The following is a 20,031-nucleotide window of genomic DNA, read 5'->3' as shown; positions in this document are numbered from 1 at the left end:
TCGATCAGACCAGGGCCGGAGTGTGCTCCAGGAGCGTGAGCACCTCGGTGAGCGATCGCACCGTACGCCCGGCGAAGTTCGTGTCGGCGTCGAAGACCAGGTGGTTCGACAGGTCGCGCGCGGCGAGCCGGACCGGTGTCATGCCGACCGCGGCGGCGCCGGTCAGCTCGTGGCTGCCGCCGTCCCCGACGTAGAGGCAGTCCTGCGGGGACACGCCCAGCGCGTCGCAGGCGGCCAGGTAGATCCGGGGATCCGGCTTGCAGACGCCGAGCTCGACGGAGAAGATCTGGGCGTCCAGCAACGGCGCCACCGGGAGCCCGGGCAGGAAGGCGGGAAGCTCGTGGGTGCAGTCGCTGATCAGTGCCGTGCGCAGGCCGCGGCGGCGGATCGCGTCGAGCGCGTCGACCGCGTCCGGCCGCAGCTGGGTGTCGGCGCGCAGCGCGTCGACGCGGGCCGGCGCCGCCGCCCGGATGGCGCCCGGTCGCGGTCGGCCACCGGCCTGCTCGATCACCCAGCGCAGGGTGGCCTCGGCGGAGCCGTATTGTCCGCAGGCCCGGGCCCGGAACGTCCGGTCCAGCACGCCCCGCACCGCTTCCGGGTCCGCGCCGAGCGACCGGGCGATGTCGGCGTGCTGTGGACCACGCTGCACCGAGCGGGTGAGAGTGCCGAAGAAGTCGAACACCACCGCACGGTATGCGGGCATGGAAATCGGCCTCCAAGGCATCGAGGGGTGGAAATCGGCACGGGGCCGTCGGTGACTGTAGCGATTCCGTCACTGTCCGCCAACCGACAGTGGCAAACCTCGCTGCTGCAGCGTGCAAGAAATGACGGCCGGTGATGAATATGCGCTCATCAGGGCAACCGCTCGCTCCGCTGACAGTGCTGGCCCTGGTCGTGGCGGTGCTCGCGGTGTCCTCGTCGGCGCCGCTGATCGCGTTCGCGGCGGCCCCGGCGCTGGCGATCGCGTTCTGGCGCAACGGGCTCGCCGCGGTGGCGCTCACGCCGGTCGCGCTCGGCCCGCGCCGTGCCGAGGTCCGCGACGCGATCAGCGGCTCCAGGCGCCGGGCCGGAGTCTTCTGCCTGCTCGCCGGGGTGGCGCTGGCCGCGCACTTCGCCACCTGGATGCCGAGCGTCCAGCTGGGCACGGTGGCGACCTCGACCGCGCTGGTCGCGACCCAGCCGGTGTGGCAGGGGCTGATCGCGGCCTGGCAGGGGCGGCGGCCGTCAGCGGCCGGGTGGACCGGCATCGTGCTCGCGGTGGCCGGCGCAGCCTGGGCGACCGGGGCAGACGTGGGTGTCTCCGGTCAGGCCGTCCTCGCCGACGTGCTCGCGGTGCTCGGCGCGATCTTCGCCGCGGCGTACACGGCGCTGGGTGAGCAGGCGCGCTCGGCGCTCAGCACGACGACGTACACCTGGATCTGCTATGGGGTTTGTGCGGTGCTCCTGCTGGTCGTCTGTCTCGTCGGTGGCATTCGATTGGGTGGGTACGACGGCAGATCCTGGGCAGCCATCCTCGGGCTGGTCGCGGGCGCGCAGTTGCTCGGGCACTCGATGTTCAACTACGCGCTCCAGCACACCACGGCGACCACGGTCAGCGTCCTGATCCTGCTCGAGGTCCCGGGCGCCGCGCTGCTGGCCTGGCTGTGGCTGGGCCAGTCGCCACGCCCCGGCGCGCTCCCCGGGCTGGCCCTGCTCCTGGCCGGGGTGGCCGTCGTCGTGCTCGGTGCCGCCCGCTCGAACCGCCGCCAGGTCGCGCCGACGCTCGCCGACTGACGGGCTCACGCCGTACCCCCCCAATGGGTCTGATCGTGAGAAAACGGCCCGTGACCGGACCTGGAGCCGGACCGTCATCCCTACTGCCTGGTTTGTGGGTCTTTGCGGGCTTCCGGCCGTGACCGGCAGACCCCGGCCGGTCGTTGCACCTTGGGCCGGCCTGTGCGCGGCAGGGTGGCGCGGCCGCGACGGGCGCGGTAATGAGGAGGGATGCGATGCATCGGGTACGGCTCGGCCGGCTGCTCCTCGCCGGAGTGCTCATGATCAGTGGCTGTGGCGAGTTCGAAAGCGCTGACCAGCCGGAGCCATCCGGAACGGCGGGCGGCTGGCGGACAGCGGGGTGCGAGTTCAGCCGCGCGCCCGAATTCATCGAGCGGGGCGGCTTCCGGATGCCGGTCACGCCGGCGTCGCTCGGCGCCGCCATGGAGCGGATCGAGCAGGGCGGCCGCCTGCGGTTCCGGGACAGTTTCGCCGGGATCGAGGTGGACCAGCAACGGGTCCGCGCCATCGTCTACCGCGTGCCGACGGTCTCCACCGAGTTCGACGACTTCATCCGGGAGACCGCCGACAGCAACTGCGTCGTCGTGCGGGACGCCGCGCACGCCGTCGCGGAACTCGGCGACTGGCACGACCGGGTCGTCGCGGACCTCTCGTTCTGGACGGTCCGGGGTGTCCGCATCGTCACGGTCGGCAGTCGCCACGACGGCGCCGGCCTGGAAATCGGCACCCGTGACCTGGCGAAAGCCCGCGAGGAGATGCACGCCCACTACGGCAGTGACGCGCCGCTGATCTTCGTCGAGCAGGGCCCGGCCACACCGCTCACCGACGCGTGGGTGGTCATGCCCGAGCACGACGACTGAATTTCCGGCGTGTCGGAAAAACGTCTCCGGAATACTGAGGGTGCAGGCCGGGCCTTCCGCGCGGCCGGGGCGCCGGGTGCGCCACGGTGACGCGGATGTTTGCCCCGGTTGACGGGAGCAGGCAGGATCGCCGCATGGTCTTCGACGCCCGCTCCACCGGCGGCAGCCCCTCACGGCGTGACGCCACCCGTCCGGCCGACGGCCGGCCACCCCGGTCCGGTGTGCCTGGCACCGACCCGGACCGCCCGGTCGAGATCACGCCCGAGGTGGTCGAGGCGGAGTTCGAGGAAGCGAGTGCGGAGGCCGCTGTGACAATGCGTCTGGACGGAAAGGTTGCGCTGGTCACCGGCGCGGGCAGCCCCGACGGCATCGGGTACGCGACCGCCCGGCGGCTGCGTGACCTGGGCGCTCGGGTGGCGATCGTGTCCACCACCCGGCGCATCCACGAACGGGCGTCCGAGCTGGGCGTCACCGGCTTCGTCGCCGACCTGACCGACGAGGCCGAGGTGGGTGCGCTCGCCGACGCCATCACCGACCAGCTCGGCGACGTCGAGGTGCTGGTCAACAACGCCGGACTGGCGAGCCGGGCCAGCCCCGAGGTGCTCCGCCCGGTCGCCCAGCTCACCCTCGACGAGTGGAAGGCGGAGATCGACCGGAACCTGAGCACCGCGTTCCTGTGCAGCCGGGCCTTCGTCGGCGGCATGTCCGAACGTGGCTGGGGGCGGATCGTCAACCTGTCCGCCACGGCGGGGCCGGTCAACGCGTTGCCGACCGAGGCCGCCTACGCCGCGGCGAAGGCCGGTGTCGTCGGGCTGACCAGGGCGCTCGCCATGGAGCTGGTCGCCGACGGGGTCAACGTGAACTGTGTCGCCCCGGGCACGATCTACACTGCCGCCTCCACGGTGACAGAGATCAAGCAAGGTTTGGGTACGCCGATAGGGCGCCCCGGCACACCCGACGAGGTGGCCGCGGCGGTGGCGTTCCTGTGCTCGCCCGCCGCGTCGTACATCACCGGCCAGATGCTGGTCGTCGACGGCGGCAACAGCGTCCGCGAGGCCCAGTTCCGCTAACCCGCCCGCCCGAGCCCGCGGGCCTGTCCGAGCCCGCCGGCTCGTCCGAGCCCGCCGGCTCGTCCGAGCCCGCCCGCCGGTCCGAGCCCGCCGCTCGAGCCCGCCCGGCTGGCGCTCAAGGCTGCCCAAGGCCCTGATTCCAGCCGTCACCGCCAGCCGAACCTCGCCGGCTGGCGCTGACGGTTCCTTCCGTGGCCGGTTGTAACCCTCAGGGCCAGCTGGGTGTCGTCGGCTGGTGCTGACGGTTGGTTCCGAGGGCGGATACAGCCCTCAGCGCCAGCCGAGCTCGGCCGGGCTGGTGTTCACGGTTGTTTTCGCGGCGCGATGCTCAGGACAGTTTGGTGAGGCTGTTGACGGCGCGTTCGACGGCGAGGCACCGATCCTCGACGTAGTCGATGCCGGCCTCCTCCGCGATCCGCCGCGCCTCGGCCGAGACAATCCCGCTCTGCAGCCAGACGGCGGGCGCTCCGATCGCCACGGCTTGACGGACCACGTCGACGGCGTCCCGGGCCGGGCGGAAGATGTTCACCAGGTCGACCGGCTCGTCCAGGTCGGCCAGCGTGGGAACGGTCTTCACCCCGAACACCTCGTCGACGAACGGGTTCACCGGGATGATCCGCCACCCGTGCCGCATGATCTGCAGAGGCACCGTATGCGCCGGCTTGAACGGGTCCCGTGAGGCGCCGACCACCGCGATGACGTTCGCTTCCGCCAAGATCTGCCGAGCACTACGCATACCTCCGACTCTATCCACGCCTCTCCGCCGCCGCCCCGCAGCTGATCTCTTCCTCACTCCCCGCCCGAGGTGCCCCGATCAGCGGCGCACCGCGATCAGCGACGTGCTCCGATCAGCGGCGCACCGCGATCAGCGACGTGCTCCGATCAGCGGCGTGCCCCGACCAGCGACGCGCTCCGATCAGCGGCGTGCCCCGATCAGCGGCGCACCGCCGACCAGTAGTGAGCCGGCCGCGTCGAGCCGGGCAAACCGTTCCCTCAGCGACCTCGGCGAGCCGGCCCGCAGCCCAAGCAGTGGCTGGCGGGTGAGGCGGCAAGGGCACCGCCGGGCTCACAGGAGAGTGAGTTGATCGGACTGGGGCGTGCCGGCCTCCGGGGTGGGCACGGTCCGGAACTGGACCGGCGTAGGACGGTGGAGACCGTGACGGCGAGCGGCCATCCGGACCCTGGCGGTCAACTCGTCCTGGTAGGTGCGCGGCGAGTAGGACCCGTTCGCGAACAACGTGCGATAGCGGGGGACCAGGTGTGGGTGCTCGTGGGAGAGCCAAGCCGCATACCACTCCCGGGCGCCGGGTCGCAGGTGCAGCGGGATCGGGGTGACGCCGGTGGCGCCGGCCGCGGCGATGGCCGCGACGGTCTCGTCGATTGACTCCTCGGTGTCGGTCAGGCCGGGCAGGATCGGCGCGAGCAGGACACCGACCGGGAAGCCGGCGTCGGTGAGGCGCCGGACAGCATCGAGGCGGCGTTGCGGGCTGGGCGTGCCGGGCTCGGCGGAACGCCAGACCCGCTCGTCGACGAAGCCGACCGAGAAGGCCAGTGCCACCTGCGTCACCTCGGCGGCCTGCTGGAGCAGCTCCAGGTCGCGCAGGATCAGCGTGCCCTTGGTGAGGATGGAGAACGGGTTCGCGTGGTCGCGCAACGCGGTCAGGATCTCCGGCATCAACCGGTAGCGCCCCTCGGCCCGCTGGTAGACGTCGACATTCGTGCCCATCGCGATCGGGGCGCCGGACCAGCGGGAGTCGGCGAGCTCGCGGCGGATCAACTCGCCGGCGTTCACCTTCACCACGATGCGGGAGTCGAAGTCGTGGCCGGGGTCGAGGTCCAGATACTTGTGGGTGCCGCGGGCGAAGCAGTTGTGGCTGACCACACCGTCGGCGATGAAGTCGCCGGTGCCGGTGGAGATGTCGAACAGCGGCAGGGTGAGGCCGAGATCCTCGATGTCGGCGACGGCGAGCCGGCGGTCGGCGCGAACCCCGACGCCGGAGGCGTCGAGCGCGGCGTCCAACGCGCCGGTGAGGTGCCGAAAACGCAGCGCGGACCACAGGTCGCGTCCGGTCTCCACCCGGCCGGGCCGCTCGGCGCGGCAGGGCACCGGGGTGCGGCTGGTCAGACCCAGGTGGGTGAGGGCCTCGGTGACCCACCGTAGGTAGATGCGGTCGGTGCTCTCGAAGGCGATGGCGAGTCGTTCGGCCCGGCCGACCGCGCCGAACGCGCCGGCCAGGAACCCCTTGAACCACTCGCCGGAGGGCAGCTCGGGCCAGCGCAAAGCGTCCGGGAGGGAGATGTCGTCGAGATAGCCGTCGGCGCGGACCCAGGCGTCCCCCTCGCGGCCTGCCCGGCTGGCGGCGTCACCGCGGAGCAGGCCGCAGAGGAAACCGGCCTGATAGTCCGGGGACTCTTTGGGCGGCTCGGCGAAGTGGCCGACCCCGAACATCAGGTCGCCGATCGCGAGGGCCGGCTGGTGCGGCTCGCCGGGGCTGACGTAGCGCCAGCCGCGGTCGGTGAGGAACCGGTGGTCACCGCTGGAGACCAGACGGGTGCCGTCGGAGAGGGTGACCCGAAAGGACGGCTTGCTGGTGGCCCAGTGGTCGAGCACGGTGGTCGGCACATATCGCCGGTGCGGGCCCGCTCCCATCGTGCCCATCACCGAGTCGCCCGGGCGGATCTCCGCGAGGCGCCGGGTCGACCCGTCGGCCATCAGGATCGGCGTGTCGCCGGACAAGCAATACGTACAGGCGTGGGAGCAGCCACGATAGGGATTGACGGTCCACTCGAACGGCACGCGGGAAGCGCCGGGCACCCGGTTGATCAGCGATTTCGCGCGGATCTCGTAGAACGTCATGCCGGCGAACCCCGGGGTGTCGAACGTGCGGACGGTCGCGCCGGGCAACGCCAGCGGCAGGGGTGGAGCCGCGGGCGCAGCCCTGTCCGGGAGCGAGCCGTCGTCGGCGCGAGCCGACAGGTGGGACCATCGCATGGCGGCTATTCGAACACACGTACGAGATCGTGTCCACCGCTTCCGGGAGACTGTGGACACGTACGGCGTACCTTTGCGAAAAGCATGAGGCCCGTGGACCGAACCGGTCCACAGGCCTCGCGTCTAGCGGGTGTTTCTGCTGGTCAGCTAGCGGCGCCACTCGTGGCGGCCGAGGGCTCGTGGCCCTTCTTGTGCGCCGCGACCTGCTCGCGGACCTCGTCCATGTCGAGCTGCTCGACCTTCTCGATCAGGCTCTCCAGGGCGGACTCAGGGAGTGCGCCGGGCTGGGCGAAGACCACGATGCCGTCGCGGACCGCCATGATGGTCGGGATCGACCGGATGTCGAACTTTGCGGCGAGCGCCTGCTCGGCCTCGGTGTCGACCTTGCCGAAGGTGATCTCCGGGTGCTTCTCCGAGGACCGCTCGTAGGTCGGCGCGAAGCGCACGCAGGGCCCGCACCAGCTGGCCCAGAAGTCGACCAGGACGATGCCGTCCGTGCTGGTGACCTCGTCGAAGTTCGCTGTGGTCAGCGCAACCGTCGCCATTGATGCCTCCGTCTGCGGGAATCGCTTTCGTCGGGTGAAACTCCAGGCACCTCTTAACCATTCCCGCCGGGAGAGCCGTGACACGTGTCCTACGGCACCTTCTGCGGGTCAGCGGGCGACCTCGAGCCACCATCGTAACTGATAGTAGGCGGGCGGTGTCAGGTTGACGACACTGCTCGCCTGCACGATCTATCCATGATCACGCCATGTGGGGCATTTGTGCTGCCTGTGCGTCGCCTGTGGGAACGCGCCCATCGGCTCCAGGAAACTGTTAACAAACCTATTTGTGAGCTGCATCACATCCGAGATTCCTTCACATGGATACGGACGGTAAGGCAAACTCTTTCCCAACAGAGCGTGGGCGGCGGGTGCCGGGGAGGGCCCCGCCGCTCATTGCGTCTCCCGCCGGTTGAGCCGGCGCGACAGTTCCCTCGCGATACTTCTCCGAGCGATCTCTCGAGCAGAGCATCCCGTGCAGCGCATCCCGGCCGTGTGGGAATCCCGCCGGCCGGATGAGTAGCCTAACGCCCCATGACCGTGGGCGAGGACCAATCCACCGAGGTAGGCGTGGGCCCGTGGGCAGGCGAATGGCCGACCGGGGAGCAGTACGATCCCGAGCTGCTGGCGAACGGTGACCGGCGCAACGTGGTGGACCGCTACCGGTACTGGAGTCGCGAAGCGGTGATCGCGGACCTGGACACCCGCCGTCACGATTTCCACGTCGCGATCGAGAACTGGCAGCACGACCTCAACATCGGCACCGTGGTCCGCAACGCCAACGCGTTCCTCGCCGCCGAGGTGCACATCGTCGGGCTGCGCAAGTGGAACCGGCGCGGCGCGATGGTCACCGATCGTTATCAGCACGTGCGGCATCACCCCACGATCGAGGGGTTCGTCGCCTGGGCGGCCGCCGCGGAGATCCCGGTGATCGGCATCGACAATCTGCCCGGCTCGCGCCCGATGGAGACCGTCACGCTGCCCCGGCGATGCGTGCTGCTCTTCGGCCAGGAGGGGCCCGGCCTCTCCGACGTGGCGCGAAGCGCCTGTTCACAGCTGTTCTCCATTGCTCAGTACGGCTCCACGCGGTCGATCAACGCAGGTGTGGCCAGTGGGATCGCGATGCATGCGTGGATCCGGGCGCACGCCGCTCCGCCGCCGGCCTGACGTTCCGGCCCGTTCCGCCGATCCGCTTGACGGCGGCTTCCCGGACCCGCACGGTATGGAGTGTGGGTGTCACGGTGAGTTGCCCCAGATGTGCTGATCAGGTCCGCAAGCCGGACCTGATGCACAGCAACTGGCGCTGCGACAACTGTGGCGACGTTCAGCCGTTCCACGTCGCCGAGCACATCAGTGCCGAGATCGTCGGGTCGGTGCTGCGGGAGTCGGCGTCGGCACGTGAGCGGATGCCGCTCTGGGGGCCTTGGCCGTTGCCCTCCGGCTGGACGGTCACCGGAGTGGGCTGGGCCGGCGACGACCGGTCCGGGGTGCGCGCCACCGCGCTCGCCTGCAGCGGCCCGGAGCCGCTCGGCGGCGGCCCCGCGGACCTGCTGTTCATCGCCGAGCAGCCGGGCGTCGGGCTGGGCAACCGCTTCGCCGGGATTCCGGGCACCGACCCCGGGCATCTGCTCTCCGGGACGCTCGCCGACCATGGCCCGTGCGCCGGCCCGCATGCCAAGATCAAAGTGGGCGGACACCCCACTCCACTGTGGTGTGTCGAGTCTCCGGAAGATCGCAGCGCATACGTGAGTGAGGCAAAGGGAATCTGGCTCTATGCGGTAGCGTGGCCCGCGAGTGCGGGCTATCTTCTCGCGGAGCATGTCGTCCTGGACGACCTCTCCGAGGGTGTGCCGCCCGAGCTCGTGTTCGGAGCACCCTCGCCTTACCTGCACGGTCGTGTCTGACTGGCAATCGGCTTTCCGGGCACTTTGTTCACACGGGGCTACGAAGCTGATACCGTCAGTACTGCCGCGGCGCTGTTTGTCACCCGTACCAGAGGAGAAGGCCCGCCATGATCAAGAAGGTCCTCACCTGGCTTGGTATTGCGTTCTTGATCTTCTTCATCGCCTTCAACCCGAGATCGGCGGCTGCCGTCTTCGAGTCACTCGGGGGCACGATCGCGGACATCGCGCGAGGCTTCGGCACCTTCTTCACCGACCTCGTCGCGTAGCATTCGTACATGGATCCTGGTGAGCCGCGCGACCCGCGAGGCGAGGGCGCCCAGCGCTCTCCGGACGACGATGAGGCCTTCAGGTTTCGGGACCCCGCGTTCGAGGACACCGATCCTGGTCGGACACATGCCGAGACCTATCCGGACGATGACCGGTTCGCGAGCCGTGCACGCCGCGGCGACGAGTATGACGACCCTGATCAGTACGAGTCGCCGGTCTTCACCGAGGAGGAACTGGAAGGGCTCGACCGCAGCAGCGGTCCGCGGCGCTTCCTGCCTCTGGAGGACGAGCCGACCACACTGGTCGCCCGCTATCTCTTCCCGACCGAGCGTTATCGGGGCGAGTGGAAGCGGCACTGGATCCACCTGTCGCTGCCGCTCAGCATCGGCGCCGGCGCGACCCTGCTGCTCGGCTATCTGGCGGGCTTTCTGACCCGGCAGAACGTGAACGGCATGGTCACCGTCGCCGTGCTGATCTGGCTCGGCGTGATCAGCTGGGTGGCCTGGAAGGTCTTCGACTGGTACTTCGACCGGTTCATCCTCACCAACAAGCGGGTGATGGTGGTCAACGGCATCGTCACGCGCAAGGTGGCGATGATGCCGCTGCTGCGGGTCACGGACATGAAGTATGAGCAGTCCGCCCTGGGCCGCATGCTGAGCTACGGCACGTTCGTGCTGGAGTCCGCCGGTCAGGACCAGGCGTTGCGCGAGGTCAAGCACCTGCCGAACCCGAACGAGCTCTACCTCCGCGTGGTCGAGGAGATGTATGAGCCGCAGGCAGTCGAGGCGCGGCTCGGCAAGGACGACGAGGGAGACGACGCCTGAGTCGCCGGATCGATCTGCACTGCCACTCCACCGCCAGCGACGGGACCCTGACCCCGGCCGAGCTGGTCGTGGCGGGGGCGGCCGCCGAGCTGGACGTCATGGCGATCACGGACCACGACACGACCGGGGGCTGGGCCGCCGCGGCCGCGGCCCGTCCCGCGGGGATGCGGTTGGTGCGCGGGGCCGAGCTGTCCTGCCGGTGGCACGGCGTGCAGCCGGGGATCTCGTTGCACCTGCTCGCGTACCTTTTCGACCCGGACGACCCGGCGCTGACCGCGTCCATGCTGGCGCTGCGCACCGATCGGGAGCAGCGGGCCGAGCGGATCGTGGAGTTGCTGCGCGCCGACGGGGTGCCGATCACCTGGGACGAGGTGTTCGAGTATGCGGCGGGCGGCTCGGTCGGCCGGCCGCACATCGCGCAGGCGCTGATCAGGGCGGGGCTGGTGACCAGCACCGACGAGGCGTTCGCGTCGGCTTGGCTCGGCGCGCGGTACTCCGTACCCAAATCGGATCTTGATGTTTTCGATGCTGTTGCCGCGGTGCGTGCGGCAGGTGGCGTGACCGTCTTTGCTCATCCCCGGGCGACCAAGCGCGGGCGCGTGGTTCCGGATGAGCTGATCGTCGAACTCGCCGACGCGGGACTGTTCGGCCTGGAAGCCGACCATGAGGATCACTCACCTGCGGAGCGGGAGGAGATTCGGGCGCTGGCCGGGAGGCTGGGGCTCGTCGTCACCGGGTCGTCCGATTTTCACGGTACGCACAAGACGGTGCGACTGGGAGCGTTCCAGACTGCCCCCGAGGTGTACGACAAGATCGTGGCCGCCGCGACCGGAGTACCCGTTCTCGGGTGACGATCGACGCACCAGCCTGCGCGAACGGAAACCGCGCCCTACCTTGATCGGGTGAATCTCAAGCTGTTCGGCGAGTTCTTCGTGACTCTGCTGGTGATCGTCGATCCGCCCGGCATGGTGCCGGTCTTCCTGGCCCTCACCGGCGCCATGCCGGCGAAGGCGCGCAACCGGGCCGGCACCCAGGCGGTCCTGCTCGCCCTCGGCGTGATCATCGGGTTCGCGGTCGCCGGCCAGACCCTGCTTGACTACCTGCACGTGCAGCTCCCGGCTCTGCAGGCGGCCGGTGGGCTGCTGCTCGTGCTGGTCGCGCTGCAGTTGCTGACCGGCAAGACCGACGAGCCGCAGGACCAGGCCGGCACCAGCAACGTGGCGCTGGTCCCACTCGGCACCCCGCTGCTGGCCGGCCCGGGTGCGATCGTCGCCACCATGCTCTTCGTGCAGCGGGCCAGGAGCCTCGACGAGTACCTCATCCTCGGCGCCGCGGTCCTGGCCGTGATGGCCACCGTCTGGCTGGTCCTGCGCTTCTCCGGGCTGATCGTGCGGCTGCTGCGCCCGGCCGGCATCGAGGTGCTGACCCGGATCGCCGGTCTGCTGCTGGCGGCCATCGCGGTGCAGCTGATCGCGGACGCCATCTTCGCCTTCGTCCAGCTGTACGCGCCGCGCTTCTGACTTTCTTTTTTGTCGGAGGGGGCTGGCAGGATTGACGCGTGCCTCCCACCAGGAACCGTGCCGCCGTCCCCGAGCAACTCGGCTTCGCCGGGATGCCCGAGAAGCTGTTCGTCTGCACGCCGAGCAAGCTCGGCGCGTTCACCGACTGCCCCAGGCGGTACAGATACTCGTATGTCGACCGCCCCAGCCCGCCCAAGGGGCCGCCCTGGGCGCACAACTCGCTCGGCGCGAGCGTGCACACGGCCCTGAAGAACTGGTATGCCCTGCCGCCGGAGCGCCGTCTGCCGGAGGCGCTGCCCACGCTGCTGAAGAGCACCTGGGTGCGGGAGGGCTACCGGGACGTCGAGCTGGAGCGGGCGGCCTACCGGAAGGCGCTCGACTGGCTGGAGGCGTATGTCGCGACCCTCGACCCGGAGGAGGAGCCGCTCGGCGTCGAGCGCGTGGTCGCCGCCAAGACGGCGGTGCTCGCGCTGAACGGGCGAGCCGACCGGATCGACGCCCGGCCCGGCCCGGACGGGCCGGAAGCGGTGATCGTCGACTACAAGACCGGACGCAGCGGGCTCGATGCGGACGACGCGCGCGGCTCGCAGGCGCTCGCGCTGTATGCGTATGCGGCCCAGCGGGTGTTCCGGCGGCCGTGTCACCGGGTCGAGCTGCACCACCTGCCGACCGGAACGGTCGCGGTGCACGAGCACACCGACGAGTCGCTGGCCCGGCAGGTCCGGCGGGCCGAGGAGACCGCGCAGGACATCATGGCCGCGGAGAAGGCGGTGGCCGCGGGAACGGATCCGGATGAGGCGTTCCCGGTCAACCCCGGTTCGCTGTGCGGTTGGTGCGACTTCCGGAAGGTGTGCCCGGCCGGAGCCACCGTCGCGGCCAAGGAGCCTTGGACGGCGGTGGAGCACCTCGGCGCTTCATGACGGGCCGGCGTGGCCTTTCGGGTGGCGCGGCTCGGGCGGGTGTCGGGCTCGAGTGGCGCGCCCGCGGGCGGATGGTCAGGCTCGGGTGGCGCGGCTCGGGTGAGGGCTGGCGCGGCTCGGGTGGGGCCGGGGGCCCCGGGCGGGTAGGTCAGGCGAGGCCGGCGCGGGCCAGGGCGGCCTGGTGGGCGGGGGACACGCGGTATCCCGAGGGAAGGACGGCCAAGACCCCGGCGAGCAGGGCGCGCAGGCCACGGGCGGAGAGGCCGGCCGCCAGGTCGGTGCTGGGCCAGCCCGGCGCGCCGTACATCTTGCGGGCCCACTGTGGCAGCAGGCCCATCGCGGTGCTGGCCAGGCCGAGGTACGCCCATCGGGGCGGCCCGAACGTGAGACCGAGCCGCAGCGCCCGGCCGCCCCACGTGTCCGGGATCGGCGGCAGGGTCAGGAAGAACGCCGCCTCCGCACCGTCCCGGGTCAGACCGAGCTCGGGGCGCATGGCCGCGTAATACGCCTCCACCTCGGCGGCGGTCGCCGGCACGGTGGCCGGGTCCAGCCCGACCAGGGCGGCGGCACGCAGCTGCTCGGTGTAGTAGGCGTCGATCTCGTCAGGGGTCAGGCGCACCCCGGCCCGCAGGGCGGTGGTCAGGAACGACTCGACCTCGGCCACGTGCACCCAGCGCAGCAGGTCGGGCTCGTCGACCCGGAACGATTCCCCGGTACGTGGATCGGTCGCGCTCAGGCGTGAATGGATCTTCCGCAGCCGGGCGGCGGCCTCGTCCACCTCGGCGGTGCTGCCGTAGATGACCGTTGCCACGTAGTTCGAGGTGCGCATCAGCCGGCCCCACATGTCGGAGCGGTAGACCGAATTCTGGCCGACCGCCGCGACCGCACGCGGGTGAAGCGCCTGCATGTACAGCGAGCGCAACCCGCCGAGCATCAGGATCGGCTCCCGATGCAGCTTCCAGGTGATCGATTCCGGTCCGAAGAGCCCTACGTCGCCCGTCATCAGTGAATTATGCCGCGCCCGGCGGGTGGATCAGGCCGTGTCGGCGAGCCGCTTGGCCTGGCAGGCGGGACAAAGGCCCCAGAACGTCACCTCGGCCTCGTCCAGCGTGAAGCCGTGACTGTCGCTCGGGAACAGGCAGGGCCGCTCGCCGACCGCGCAGTCGACGTCGGCGATCGCCCCGCAGCCCCGGCAGACGATGTGGTGATGGTTGTCGCCGACCCGCGCCTCGAACCGTGCCGGGCTGCCGGCCGGCTCGATCCGCCGCGCCAGGCCGGCCCGGGAGAACACACCGAGCACGTCGTAGACGGCCTGGGTGGAGACGGAGTCGAGGCGGACGCGCACCTGCCGGGCGATCTCGTCCACCTCGAGGTGCCCGCCGCCGGTCAACACCTCGAGCACGGCGAGCCGCGGGCGCGTGACCCGCAGGCCGTGCGCGCGCAGCAGCTCCTCACCGGTGGACATTCATCCATGACAGCACGACCGGACGGTTTCCCCAACCTGGGAGAAGTCACAGATCTGCTGGTGGGGCGGTTGAACCTGAATCGGATTTCGGCGGTAGTTCCTGACGGGGGGATGTTTGCGTCGTCAGACATCTCTAAGCTAGCGATCACCCCGGACCCAGGAGGAAAAGTGTTCGACCAGGTCAACGGCTTGCCCGTCCATATTCTCGTGCTGCACGCCGCCGTCATCTTCGTGCCGCTGCTCGCGCTCGGCGCGGTCGTCTACGCGCTCGCGACGCCCTGGCGTCCCAAACTCGCATGGGCCGTGGCGCTGCTCGCGGTGATCGCGCCCATCTCGACGTTCGTCGCCAAGGAGTCCGGCGAGAAGCTCTACGACAGCCGGATCTCGACGTTCTCCCCGAAGGGCAAGGAGATCCTGGCGCAGCACATGGACTTCGGGACGAACACGTTCTGGTTCTCGCTGGGCCTCGGCGTGCTTGCGCTGATCATGGTGGCGCTGACGTTCCGGGTGGGGCGCAAGCTGCCGGTCGTGCTCAACCTGGCCTTCATCGTGCTGTCCGTGGCGCTGGCGGCGGGCAGCGGCTACTACATCTACCGCACCGGCGACTCGGGGGCGACCGCGGTCTGGGGCACCTACTGAGGGCGCTTTCTCCGCTTCGATGACGCCGCTGGGCCGACGGGTCCGGCGGCGTTGTCGTTCACGCTGAGAGAGCTCGGCGGCGTTGTGGTTCACGCCGAGGGCCTGGCGGTGTTGTCGTTCACGTCGAGGGGCCCGGCGGCGCTGTCCGGGCCGTCACGGCGAAGCGCGGTCGCCGAGCACGCCGGCGCAGCGCCCTCTTTAGAACAGCGCGCGACCGCAGAGCAGGCAGATCAGGATCAGCGCGACTGCGCCCGCGACCAGCCCCACGCCGTAGGTCACCGTCCGCGCCGACCCCTCGGCCTCGTCGATGGCGTCCATGTTCTGGACGGGCATGTGACGCGGCGGGGGCGGGGTGGCGATCGTCGGCGGCCGCCAGTGCGGCGCCGGGGGATCGGTGCGCGGCGGTCCCGGGTACGCCGGAGCCTCGGGAGTGACAGGCTGATCCTGGGCAGGCCGACTGAGCGATGCGGCCCCGGGGTCGGGCCGCTGCCAGTACGCGTCGCCGTCCGGGCCACTGGTGGGGGAGCTCACGTTCACCGACGGTACAGCCGGAGGGGGACGACGGCCGAAGCGATGTCGGCTTACCCTTCTAGGCGTGGACATCCTGGATGGCCCCGAGCGGGACAACGATGCCGAGCGTGAGGTCGACTTCGACTCGGAGGAGGCGCCGGTGCTGCCCGACCAGACTCGGGACGACACCGAGCGCGGTTGGGGCGAGCACGGCCACTCCAACGACGACCGGCTGCTCGACGACCGCCCGCCGCACTGGGGCTGACGCTCCGCGGAAGGCAGCGCTCCCACGCCGACGGGTCGCCTCGGCCCGCCGGCGGTTTCGTGCCACCTGCCGGGCCGCCGTTGCGCCCGCACCACCTGCCGGAGCCGTCGGAGTCCGCGACGAGGCGATGGTGGTCGCCGGCGGCGCGCTCATTGCGCCCGTGTCACCCGCGGAGCCGTCATTGGCTCTCGTGCCACCCGTGGAACCTTCATTGCTGCCGTGCTGCCGTGCTGCCCGCTGGCTCGTGGGGCGGGAGCCGGGACCGTCAGCCGGGGCGGATCAGGATGGCGAAGCCGTGACCAGACCCGCCCACCGCACGATCGGCCTGCTCCGGGGCGAGCGCCAGCAGCAGCCCGCCGGTCGTCGGGTCATCCGCGCCGGTCACGTCGAGGACCAGCGCGGAGCTGGCGATCGGAGTGCTGTCACCCCCGTCGCCGAGCCGTAGCAGGTCGACCAGGTTCCCCGGGTGGACCAGGGCCAGCGCGGTCGGATCGGCCAGCCGCACCGGCACGCCGACAGTGCCCTCCGGGATCGACGGCTTGCCGCTGACCTCGGGCGGGGATGGCCTGCTCGCCGTTACCCCGCTGCTCGCCGTGGCCCCAGTGGGTGCCGTGGCCCCGCTGATTGCTGGGGCGACGGATGTCGTGCAGGCGGTCGCAGCCGGACGTAACCGGATGACGGCGGCGGCGGTGGCCAGCAGGACTGCTATGACGGCGAGCCGCAGCAGGGTGCCCCTGCCCGGTCCTCGCCGGCGCACCGGGTCCAGGCGTTCGCCGCGATCGCGGGATCTGATCATCGCTCTGCCCTCCTTGCCGCGGACGTGTCCAGGCGGGCGAGGTTAGGCGAGATCCGGGTCCGGCTGCGGGCAGCCTGTGGACAACCGCGTGCTGTGGATAACCCGAATCGCGGCGTCAGGGCGAGCTAGGTTGGGCGAGCGCGCGGCGAGGCCGAGCTTTTTGACAACACAAGAGCGTTCATGGGGCGTACGGGCGAAAGGGCGTGCCGTGATCCGGCACGCCCTTTGCGACACGAGTGGGTCAGGAGGCCGCGGCGGCCTTCGCCCCGGAGGACGAGCTGCCGCTCGCCGAGGTCGTCGACGACGAAGAGGTCGACGACGAGGACGTGCTGCCGCTGCTGGAGGACGACGAGCTGTCGGACGAGGAGCTCGACGACGTCGTGGTGCTCTCCGCCTTTTTGGCCGGCGCGTCGCCGGACTTCTCGGCGCTCACGTTGCCCGACCGGGAGTCGTTGCGGTAGAAGCCCGAGCCCTTGAAGACGATGCCGACCGAGTTGAACACCTTACGGAGCTTGCCGTGACAGTTCGGGCACTCGGTGAGCGCCGGGTCGGAGAAGGATTGAACGGCTTCGAGCTGCTCACCGCACTCGGTGCAGGCGTACTGGTAGGTAGGCACGGCTCCTCCGGATCTGTCGGCTGCTGGCACTCGCCAACTCCGAGTGCCAATGTTGCGGCATCGGAGGTCAATTCGTCCACTCCGGCCCGGGTCTGAGGCCCCGGCGTGCCGCCGGATGTGACGAAGTACGCCCTCAGAGGGGCGCAGGACGGGGTGAGAAGCCCGCTGACGGGGTGATGACGCCGTGGACGGGGCGGTCATGGGGTTCGGCCGGCACCTCGTCGAGAGCCTCGTGGTCGTGCAGAAGGGCGACGACCGCCGGGCCGGGCCGGCCGAGGCGGGAGAGCGCACGGTCGTAGGAGCCGCCGCCGCGGCCCATCCGCAGCCCGTCGCGGCCGACCGCCAGTGCCGGGACCAGGATCAGGTCCGCCGTGCGGAGGGCTGTGACGCCGAGGCGTGGACCGGTCGGCTCCTGGAGGCCACGACGGCCAGGAGCCAGGGACCCGGTGTAGGGCGCCCAGTCGAGGTCGTTGTCGGGCAGGAGCACCGGCAGCAGCAGCCGGCCATCCGGGGGCAGCGCGGCCCGGAGCACGTCCGGGAGGTCGGGGCCGCCCGGCTCCGACGCGGACGGGACATAGGCGGCGACGACGTGCAAGGCGCAACGCCGTACGTGGGAGAGGATTCGGTCCTGAAGTTCGGCGGCGAGCCGGGTGCGCTCGGCGGCCGAAAGTGAGCGACGTTCCGTGAGTAGGCGGGCGCGCAGAGCGATCTTGTTTTGGGGGGATTTTTCCGCGGCACCGGTTAAATCCGACATGCAACACCCCCTTTCTAAAAGCGGCAAACGGTGCACACTATGTCAGCATCGCTCCAAAGAGGGCCAGTCCCGGGAGGATGTGTGACATTACGTGGCCGACTCACCAGCGCCTTCCTGGTGGTCGTGCTCGGTCCGGTCCTACTCGGGTCCGTCTTCGTCGCGCTGACCGTCGCGGCGGTCAGCCGGGACCGGACGAACGAGCGTCTCGATCATGCGGTGACGACCGTCCGGACGGCGGTCGGGGCGATCTGCGGCCAGTTGCAGGCGGCGGCGGAAGCGGTCGCGGTGGTGCCGCCGGACGGGCGAGCCACGGTTGCCGATCAGTTGATCGCCCGCGGTCTGGCCGCCGACATCCGGTTCGGCGGTGAGCAACCGGCCGTCTCTCCGGAAGTTCCCACGTCGCGAATGGCGCCGCCCGGCACCGTGTTCCCGCGAGACGGTGCGGCACAGGCCGGCTGGCAGGACTGCGCCGCGCCGGACGGGGCGCAGACCACCGCACCCGCCGCGTCAGCGCGGGACCGGGCGCAGACCACCGCACCCGCCGCGCCGGCGCGGGACGGGACGGAGACCACCGCGCCGCACTCCTCAGGGCGGGACGGGACGCAGATCACCGCGCTGGCCGCGTCGGTGCGGTCGGTGGGCGTCAGCGTGCAGGCTGCACAACCGGTCGACACCGCGCTGCTGCGGCGCTTGGGCGACGCGGCCGGTGTCACTGTCGCGCTCGACGGGCCGCAGGAGTCCGGCGGGTCGGCCGGCGGCACTGTCCGGCGGCTCGGAGCCGGCCCCGGACAGCCGCTGCCGCTGACCCTCACGGCGATGCCCGGCCAACCCACCTTCCGGTACGCGATCATCCCGCTCATCGTGCTGGTCACGGCCGCCGTCGCGGTGGTGGTGGCGCGGTGGCTGGCACGGTCGACCACCCGGCCGCTCGGTGACCTCGCGTGGGCCGCCGACCGGGTGGCCAACGGTGACCTGGATACGCGCGTGCCGATCCCGCGGCCGGACGAGCTGGGCCGGCTGGCCGGGACGTTCAACCGGATGACCCGGGAGTTGCAGTCCTACGTGCAGGCGCTGACCGCCAGCCGGGATCAGTTGCGGCGGCACCTGTCGATCCTCGGCGACACCCTGTCCAGCACCCATGACCTGGACCGGATCCTGCCGGTGATCCTGCGTACCGCGATGACCGCCACGGGCGCTCGGGCCGGGCTGGTGCTGCTGGTCGACGATGCGGACGGGACGCTGGCCGCGCGGTGCGGCGCGGGGCTGACCGGCGAGTGGGACCTTCCGCCCGCTGAGCTGGCGCAACGCCGCCTGGTGATCGGACGCGGCGTGCTCGGCGCAGTGGCCGCCTCGGGTACCCCGCTGCGCGGCTCGGCGGGCGTCGTGGCCGCCTCGGGTGCCCCGCCGTGCGGTTCGGCGAGCGCAGTGGCTGCCTCGGGTGCCCCGCTGCGCGGCTCGGCGGGCGTCGTGGCCGAGGAGCCGGCCTGCGAGTCGTACGTCGCGGTGCCGATCTGCGCACCACCAACGGGTGAAGACCAGGAGCCCGGGCCGGGGACGCTGGGCGTGCTCGCGCTCTACGACCGGCTCGGAAGTCCCGGCTTCGACGACTCCGACCTGCGCACCCTTCGCACCTTCGCGGGGCAGGCCGGGGTGGCCGTGCACAACGTGCGGGTGCACGAGGAAGCGCAGCGATTGTCGCTGACCGATCCGCTCACCGGCCTGTGGAACTACCGTTATCTGCGCGAGGTACTGCGCCGGGAGGTGGAGCGGGCCAGCCGGTTCGGCCGGATGCTCACCGTCCTGGTGCTCGACCTCGATCACTTCAAAGAGGTGAACGACACGTTCGGGCATCCGGCGGGCGATCAGGTCCTGGGCGAGTTCGCCCGGCGGATCAGGCTCGGCCTGCGCGAGGTGGACGTGGCGTTCCGGCAGGGCGGGGAGGAGTTCGTGGTGCTGTTGCCGGAGACCGACGCGTACGGCGGGGTGATCGTCGCCGAACGCCTCGGCGCGCTGGTCCGTGACCGTCCGGTGCAGCTCGATCAGCGGCGTCCCGGCGTCGCCGACCGGACCTCGATCAGCGTCTCGATCGGGATCGCGGTCTTCCCCGAGCACGGCGAGACGGCACAGCAGGTGCTCGATGCCGCCGACGAGGCGTTGTACGCGGCGAAGAACGCGGGCCGTGACACGTATCGCCTCGCGGAGAGCGTTTCGTCCCGAGTGTCCGAGGGGAATTTCGATCCCACCCCGGCCGGGAGCGGGCCGTAACAGCCGAGACGCGCTCTCGGCCGATAGTCTCGCGGCATGCTTGCGAGCG

Annotated in this window: 23 protein-coding genes and 1 pseudogene; 14 read left to right on the top strand and 10 right to left on the bottom strand. The window is 70.8% G+C overall.

Going from position 1 to position 20,031, the window contains the following annotated elements; translation table 11 throughout:
- Positions 1 to 4: 4 nt before the first annotated feature.
- Positions 5 to 703, bottom strand: a complete 699-nt coding sequence (locus Acy02nite_RS21400) for an HAD family hydrolase (RefSeq protein ID WP_203743189.1) — start codon at positions 701 to 703, stop codon at positions 5 to 7.
- Between the two features lie 134 nt (positions 704 to 837).
- On the opposite strand from Acy02nite_RS21400, the gene Acy02nite_RS21395 reads away from it, so the two are divergent.
- The 3 genes from Acy02nite_RS21395 (at position 838) to Acy02nite_RS21385 (ending at position 3,703) form a co-directional block, all read left to right on the top strand.
- Positions 838 to 1,773 carry a DMT family transporter gene (locus Acy02nite_RS21395; RefSeq protein WP_203743187.1) on the top strand — a complete coding sequence of 312 codons (936 nt, stop codon included), beginning with the start codon at positions 838 to 840 and terminating at the stop codon, positions 1,771 to 1,773.
- 215 nt (positions 1,774 to 1,988) lie between these two features.
- Positions 1,989 to 2,633, top strand: coding sequence for a hypothetical protein (locus tag Acy02nite_RS21390; protein ID WP_203743185.1), 645 nt, complete (start codon positions 1,989 to 1,991; stop codon positions 2,631 to 2,633).
- 314 nt (positions 2,634 to 2,947) lie between these two features.
- Positions 2,948 to 3,703 carry an SDR family NAD(P)-dependent oxidoreductase gene (locus tag Acy02nite_RS21385; RefSeq protein WP_425548165.1) on the top strand — a complete coding sequence of 252 codons (756 nt, stop codon included), beginning with the start codon at positions 2,948 to 2,950 and terminating at the stop codon, positions 3,701 to 3,703.
- Positions 3,704 to 4,031: 328 nt separating this feature from the next.
- Here Acy02nite_RS21385 and Acy02nite_RS21380 read toward each other — a convergent pair whose 3' ends face one another.
- From Acy02nite_RS21380 to trxA, 3 genes are all read right to left on the bottom strand, one after another.
- On the bottom strand, positions 4,032 to 4,439 hold the full coding sequence (locus Acy02nite_RS21380; RefSeq protein ID WP_203743181.1) for a CoA-binding protein: 408 nt from the start codon (positions 4,437 to 4,439) through the stop codon (positions 4,032 to 4,034).
- A gap of 330 nt (positions 4,440 to 4,769) precedes the next feature.
- Positions 4,770 to 6,695 carry an intein-containing Rv2578c family radical SAM protein gene (locus Acy02nite_RS21375; protein WP_203743179.1) on the bottom strand — a complete coding sequence of 642 codons (1,926 nt, stop codon included), beginning with the start codon at positions 6,693 to 6,695 and terminating at the stop codon, positions 4,770 to 4,772.
- A 143-nt stretch (positions 6,696 to 6,838) separates the two neighbouring features.
- Positions 6,839 to 7,240 carry a thioredoxin gene (gene trxA / locus Acy02nite_RS21370; RefSeq protein WP_203743178.1) on the bottom strand — a complete coding sequence of 134 codons (402 nt, stop codon included), beginning with the start codon at positions 7,238 to 7,240 and terminating at the stop codon, positions 6,839 to 6,841.
- A 531-nt stretch (positions 7,241 to 7,771) separates the two neighbouring features.
- On the opposite strand from trxA, the gene Acy02nite_RS21365 reads away from it, so the two are divergent.
- The 7 genes from Acy02nite_RS21365 to Acy02nite_RS21335 all read left to right on the top strand — a co-directional run bounded on the left by Acy02nite_RS21365 (position 7,772) and on the right by Acy02nite_RS21335 (position 12,672).
- Complete coding sequence (locus tag Acy02nite_RS21365; RefSeq protein ID WP_203743176.1) at positions 7,772 to 8,404, top strand: TrmH family RNA methyltransferase; 633 nt, start codon at positions 7,772 to 7,774, stop codon at positions 8,402 to 8,404.
- A gap of 74 nt (positions 8,405 to 8,478) precedes the next feature.
- Positions 8,479 to 9,141, top strand: coding sequence for a DUF6758 family protein (locus tag Acy02nite_RS21360; RefSeq protein ID WP_307872289.1), 663 nt, complete (start codon positions 8,479 to 8,481; stop codon positions 9,139 to 9,141).
- 107 nt (positions 9,142 to 9,248) lie between these two features.
- Entirely contained in the window at positions 9,249 to 9,407 is a 159-nt protein-coding gene (locus tag Acy02nite_RS21355; protein WP_014447648.1) for a hypothetical protein, read from the top strand.
- 9 nt (positions 9,408 to 9,416) lie between these two features.
- Positions 9,417 to 10,232 carry a PH domain-containing protein gene (locus tag Acy02nite_RS21350; RefSeq protein ID WP_203743174.1) on the top strand — a complete coding sequence of 272 codons (816 nt, stop codon included), beginning with the start codon at positions 9,417 to 9,419 and terminating at the stop codon, positions 10,230 to 10,232.
- Entirely contained in the window at positions 10,229 to 11,083 is an 855-nt protein-coding gene (locus Acy02nite_RS21345) for a PHP domain-containing protein (RefSeq protein ID WP_203743438.1), read from the top strand. The genes Acy02nite_RS21350 and Acy02nite_RS21345 overlap by 4 nt, the downstream gene beginning before the upstream one ends.
- Before the next feature lie 51 nt (positions 11,084 to 11,134).
- Positions 11,135 to 11,752 carry a MarC family protein gene (locus tag Acy02nite_RS21340; RefSeq protein WP_203743172.1) on the top strand — a complete coding sequence of 206 codons (618 nt, stop codon included), beginning with the start codon at positions 11,135 to 11,137 and terminating at the stop codon, positions 11,750 to 11,752.
- Positions 11,753 to 11,844: 92 nt separating this feature from the next.
- The gene (locus Acy02nite_RS21335) at positions 11,845 to 12,672 is read left to right on the top strand and encodes a RecB family exonuclease (RefSeq protein ID WP_239175080.1); all 828 of its coding nucleotides are present in this window, start codon (positions 11,845 to 11,847) and stop codon (positions 12,670 to 12,672) included.
- A gap of 148 nt (positions 12,673 to 12,820) precedes the next feature.
- Here Acy02nite_RS21335 and Acy02nite_RS21330 read toward each other — a convergent pair whose 3' ends face one another.
- Entirely contained in the window at positions 12,821 to 13,675 is an 855-nt protein-coding gene (locus Acy02nite_RS21330; RefSeq protein WP_203743168.1) for an oxygenase MpaB family protein, read from the bottom strand.
- Between the two features lie 30 nt (positions 13,676 to 13,705).
- The gene (locus Acy02nite_RS21325; RefSeq protein ID WP_203743166.1) at positions 13,706 to 14,137 is read right to left on the bottom strand and encodes a Fur family transcriptional regulator; all 432 of its coding nucleotides are present in this window, start codon (positions 14,135 to 14,137) and stop codon (positions 13,706 to 13,708) included.
- A 168-nt stretch (positions 14,138 to 14,305) separates the two neighbouring features.
- On the opposite strand from Acy02nite_RS21325, the gene Acy02nite_RS21320 reads away from it, so the two are divergent.
- Complete coding sequence (locus Acy02nite_RS21320; protein ID WP_203743164.1) at positions 14,306 to 14,776, top strand: DUF2231 domain-containing protein; 471 nt, start codon at positions 14,306 to 14,308, stop codon at positions 14,774 to 14,776.
- 198 nt (positions 14,777 to 14,974) lie between these two features.
- Here Acy02nite_RS21320 and Acy02nite_RS21315 read toward each other — a convergent pair whose 3' ends face one another.
- A complete protein-coding gene (locus tag Acy02nite_RS21315) occupies positions 14,975 to 15,307 on the bottom strand; it encodes a translation initiation factor 2 (RefSeq protein WP_239175062.1) in 333 nt (110 codons plus the stop codon).
- 64 nt (positions 15,308 to 15,371) lie between these two features.
- Here Acy02nite_RS21315 and Acy02nite_RS21310 point away from each other — a divergent pair, with 64 nt between their 5' ends.
- A complete protein-coding gene (locus tag Acy02nite_RS21310; protein ID WP_203743160.1) occupies positions 15,372 to 15,551 on the top strand; it encodes a hypothetical protein in 180 nt (59 codons plus the stop codon).
- A gap of 265 nt (positions 15,552 to 15,816) precedes the next feature.
- On the opposite strand, the gene Acy02nite_RS21305 is transcribed toward Acy02nite_RS21310, so the two are convergent.
- The gene (locus tag Acy02nite_RS21305) at positions 15,817 to 16,347 is read right to left on the bottom strand and encodes a hypothetical protein (protein ID WP_203743158.1); all 531 of its coding nucleotides are present in this window, start codon (positions 16,345 to 16,347) and stop codon (positions 15,817 to 15,819) included.
- 236 nt (positions 16,348 to 16,583) lie between these two features.
- On the opposite strand from Acy02nite_RS21305, the gene Acy02nite_RS46590 reads away from it, so the two are divergent.
- Entirely contained in the window at positions 16,584 to 16,808 is a 225-nt protein-coding gene (locus tag Acy02nite_RS46590) for a hypothetical protein (RefSeq protein WP_239175087.1), read from the top strand.
- Between the two features lie 62 nt (positions 16,809 to 16,870).
- Here Acy02nite_RS46590 and Acy02nite_RS46585 read toward each other — a convergent pair.
- Together Acy02nite_RS46585 and Acy02nite_RS21295 are read right to left on the bottom strand one after the other, a co-directional pair.
- Positions 16,871 to 17,164: pseudogene (locus Acy02nite_RS46585) on the bottom strand (FmdB family zinc ribbon protein); the annotation flags it as partial.
- Positions 17,097 to 17,717 carry a 5-formyltetrahydrofolate cyclo-ligase gene (locus Acy02nite_RS21295; RefSeq protein WP_203743154.1) on the bottom strand — a complete coding sequence of 207 codons (621 nt, stop codon included), beginning with the start codon at positions 17,715 to 17,717 and terminating at the stop codon, positions 17,097 to 17,099. The pseudogene Acy02nite_RS46585 and the gene Acy02nite_RS21295, both read right to left, overlap by 68 nt.
- 81 nt (positions 17,718 to 17,798) lie before the next feature.
- Here Acy02nite_RS21295 and Acy02nite_RS21290 point away from each other — a divergent pair, with 81 nt between their 5' ends.
- Positions 17,799 to 19,982 (top strand): diguanylate cyclase, encoded by a 2,184-nt coding sequence (locus Acy02nite_RS21290; RefSeq protein WP_239175060.1) that lies wholly within the window; start codon positions 17,799 to 17,801, stop codon positions 19,980 to 19,982.
- Positions 19,983 to 20,031 lie beyond the last annotated feature (49 nt).

It is taken from the genome of Actinoplanes cyaneus (assembly GCF_016862095.1).
GTDB classification, from domain to species: domain Bacteria; phylum Actinomycetota; class Actinomycetes; order Mycobacteriales; family Micromonosporaceae; genus Actinoplanes; species Actinoplanes cyaneus.
Note: the sequence above shows the minus strand (reverse complement) of the source record. Positions and strands in the feature narration are given on the sequence as shown.

Excerpts from the sequence above, each read along its gene's own strand:
- Acy02nite_RS21335 (WP_239175080.1), top strand. The coding sequence starts at position 11,845 with ATGCCCGAGAAGCTGTTCGTCTGCACGCCGAGCAAGCTCGGCGCGTTC.
- Acy02nite_RS21295 (WP_203743154.1), bottom strand. The coding sequence starts at position 17,717 with ATGTCGGATTTAACCGGTGCCGCGGAAAAATCCCCCCAAAACAAGATC.
- Acy02nite_RS21365 (WP_203743176.1), top strand. The coding sequence starts at position 7,772 with ATGACCGTGGGCGAGGACCAATCCACCGAGGTAGGCGTGGGCCCGTGG.
- Acy02nite_RS21390 (WP_203743185.1), top strand. The coding sequence starts at position 1,989 with ATGCATCGGGTACGGCTCGGCCGGCTGCTCCTCGCCGGAGTGCTCATG.
- Acy02nite_RS21350 (WP_203743174.1), top strand. The coding sequence starts at position 9,417 with ATGGATCCTGGTGAGCCGCGCGACCCGCGAGGCGAGGGCGCCCAGCGC.
- Acy02nite_RS21355 (WP_014447648.1), top strand. The coding sequence starts at position 9,249 with ATGATCAAGAAGGTCCTCACCTGGCTTGGTATTGCGTTCTTGATCTTC.
- Acy02nite_RS21400 (WP_203743189.1), bottom strand. The coding sequence starts at position 703 with ATGCCCGCATACCGTGCGGTGGTGTTCGACTTCTTCGGCACTCTCACC.
- Acy02nite_RS21305 (WP_203743158.1), bottom strand. The coding sequence starts at position 16,347 with ATGATCAGATCCCGCGATCGCGGCGAACGCCTGGACCCGGTGCGCCGG.
- trxA (WP_203743178.1), bottom strand. The coding sequence starts at position 7,240 with ATGGCGACGGTTGCGCTGACCACAGCGAACTTCGACGAGGTCACCAGC.
- Acy02nite_RS21385 (WP_425548165.1), top strand. The coding sequence starts at position 2,948 with ATGCGTCTGGACGGAAAGGTTGCGCTGGTCACCGGCGCGGGCAGCCCC.
- Acy02nite_RS21395 (WP_203743187.1), top strand. The coding sequence starts at position 838 with ATGAATATGCGCTCATCAGGGCAACCGCTCGCTCCGCTGACAGTGCTG.
- Acy02nite_RS21375 (WP_203743179.1), bottom strand. The coding sequence starts at position 6,695 with ATGCGATGGTCCCACCTGTCGGCTCGCGCCGACGACGGCTCGCTCCCG.
- Acy02nite_RS21330 (WP_203743168.1), bottom strand. The coding sequence starts at position 13,675 with ATGACGGGCGACGTAGGGCTCTTCGGACCGGAATCGATCACCTGGAAG.
- Acy02nite_RS21325 (WP_203743166.1), bottom strand. The coding sequence starts at position 14,137 with ATGTCCACCGGTGAGGAGCTGCTGCGCGCGCACGGCCTGCGGGTCACG.
- Acy02nite_RS21380 (WP_203743181.1), bottom strand. The coding sequence starts at position 4,439 with ATGCGTAGTGCTCGGCAGATCTTGGCGGAAGCGAACGTCATCGCGGTG.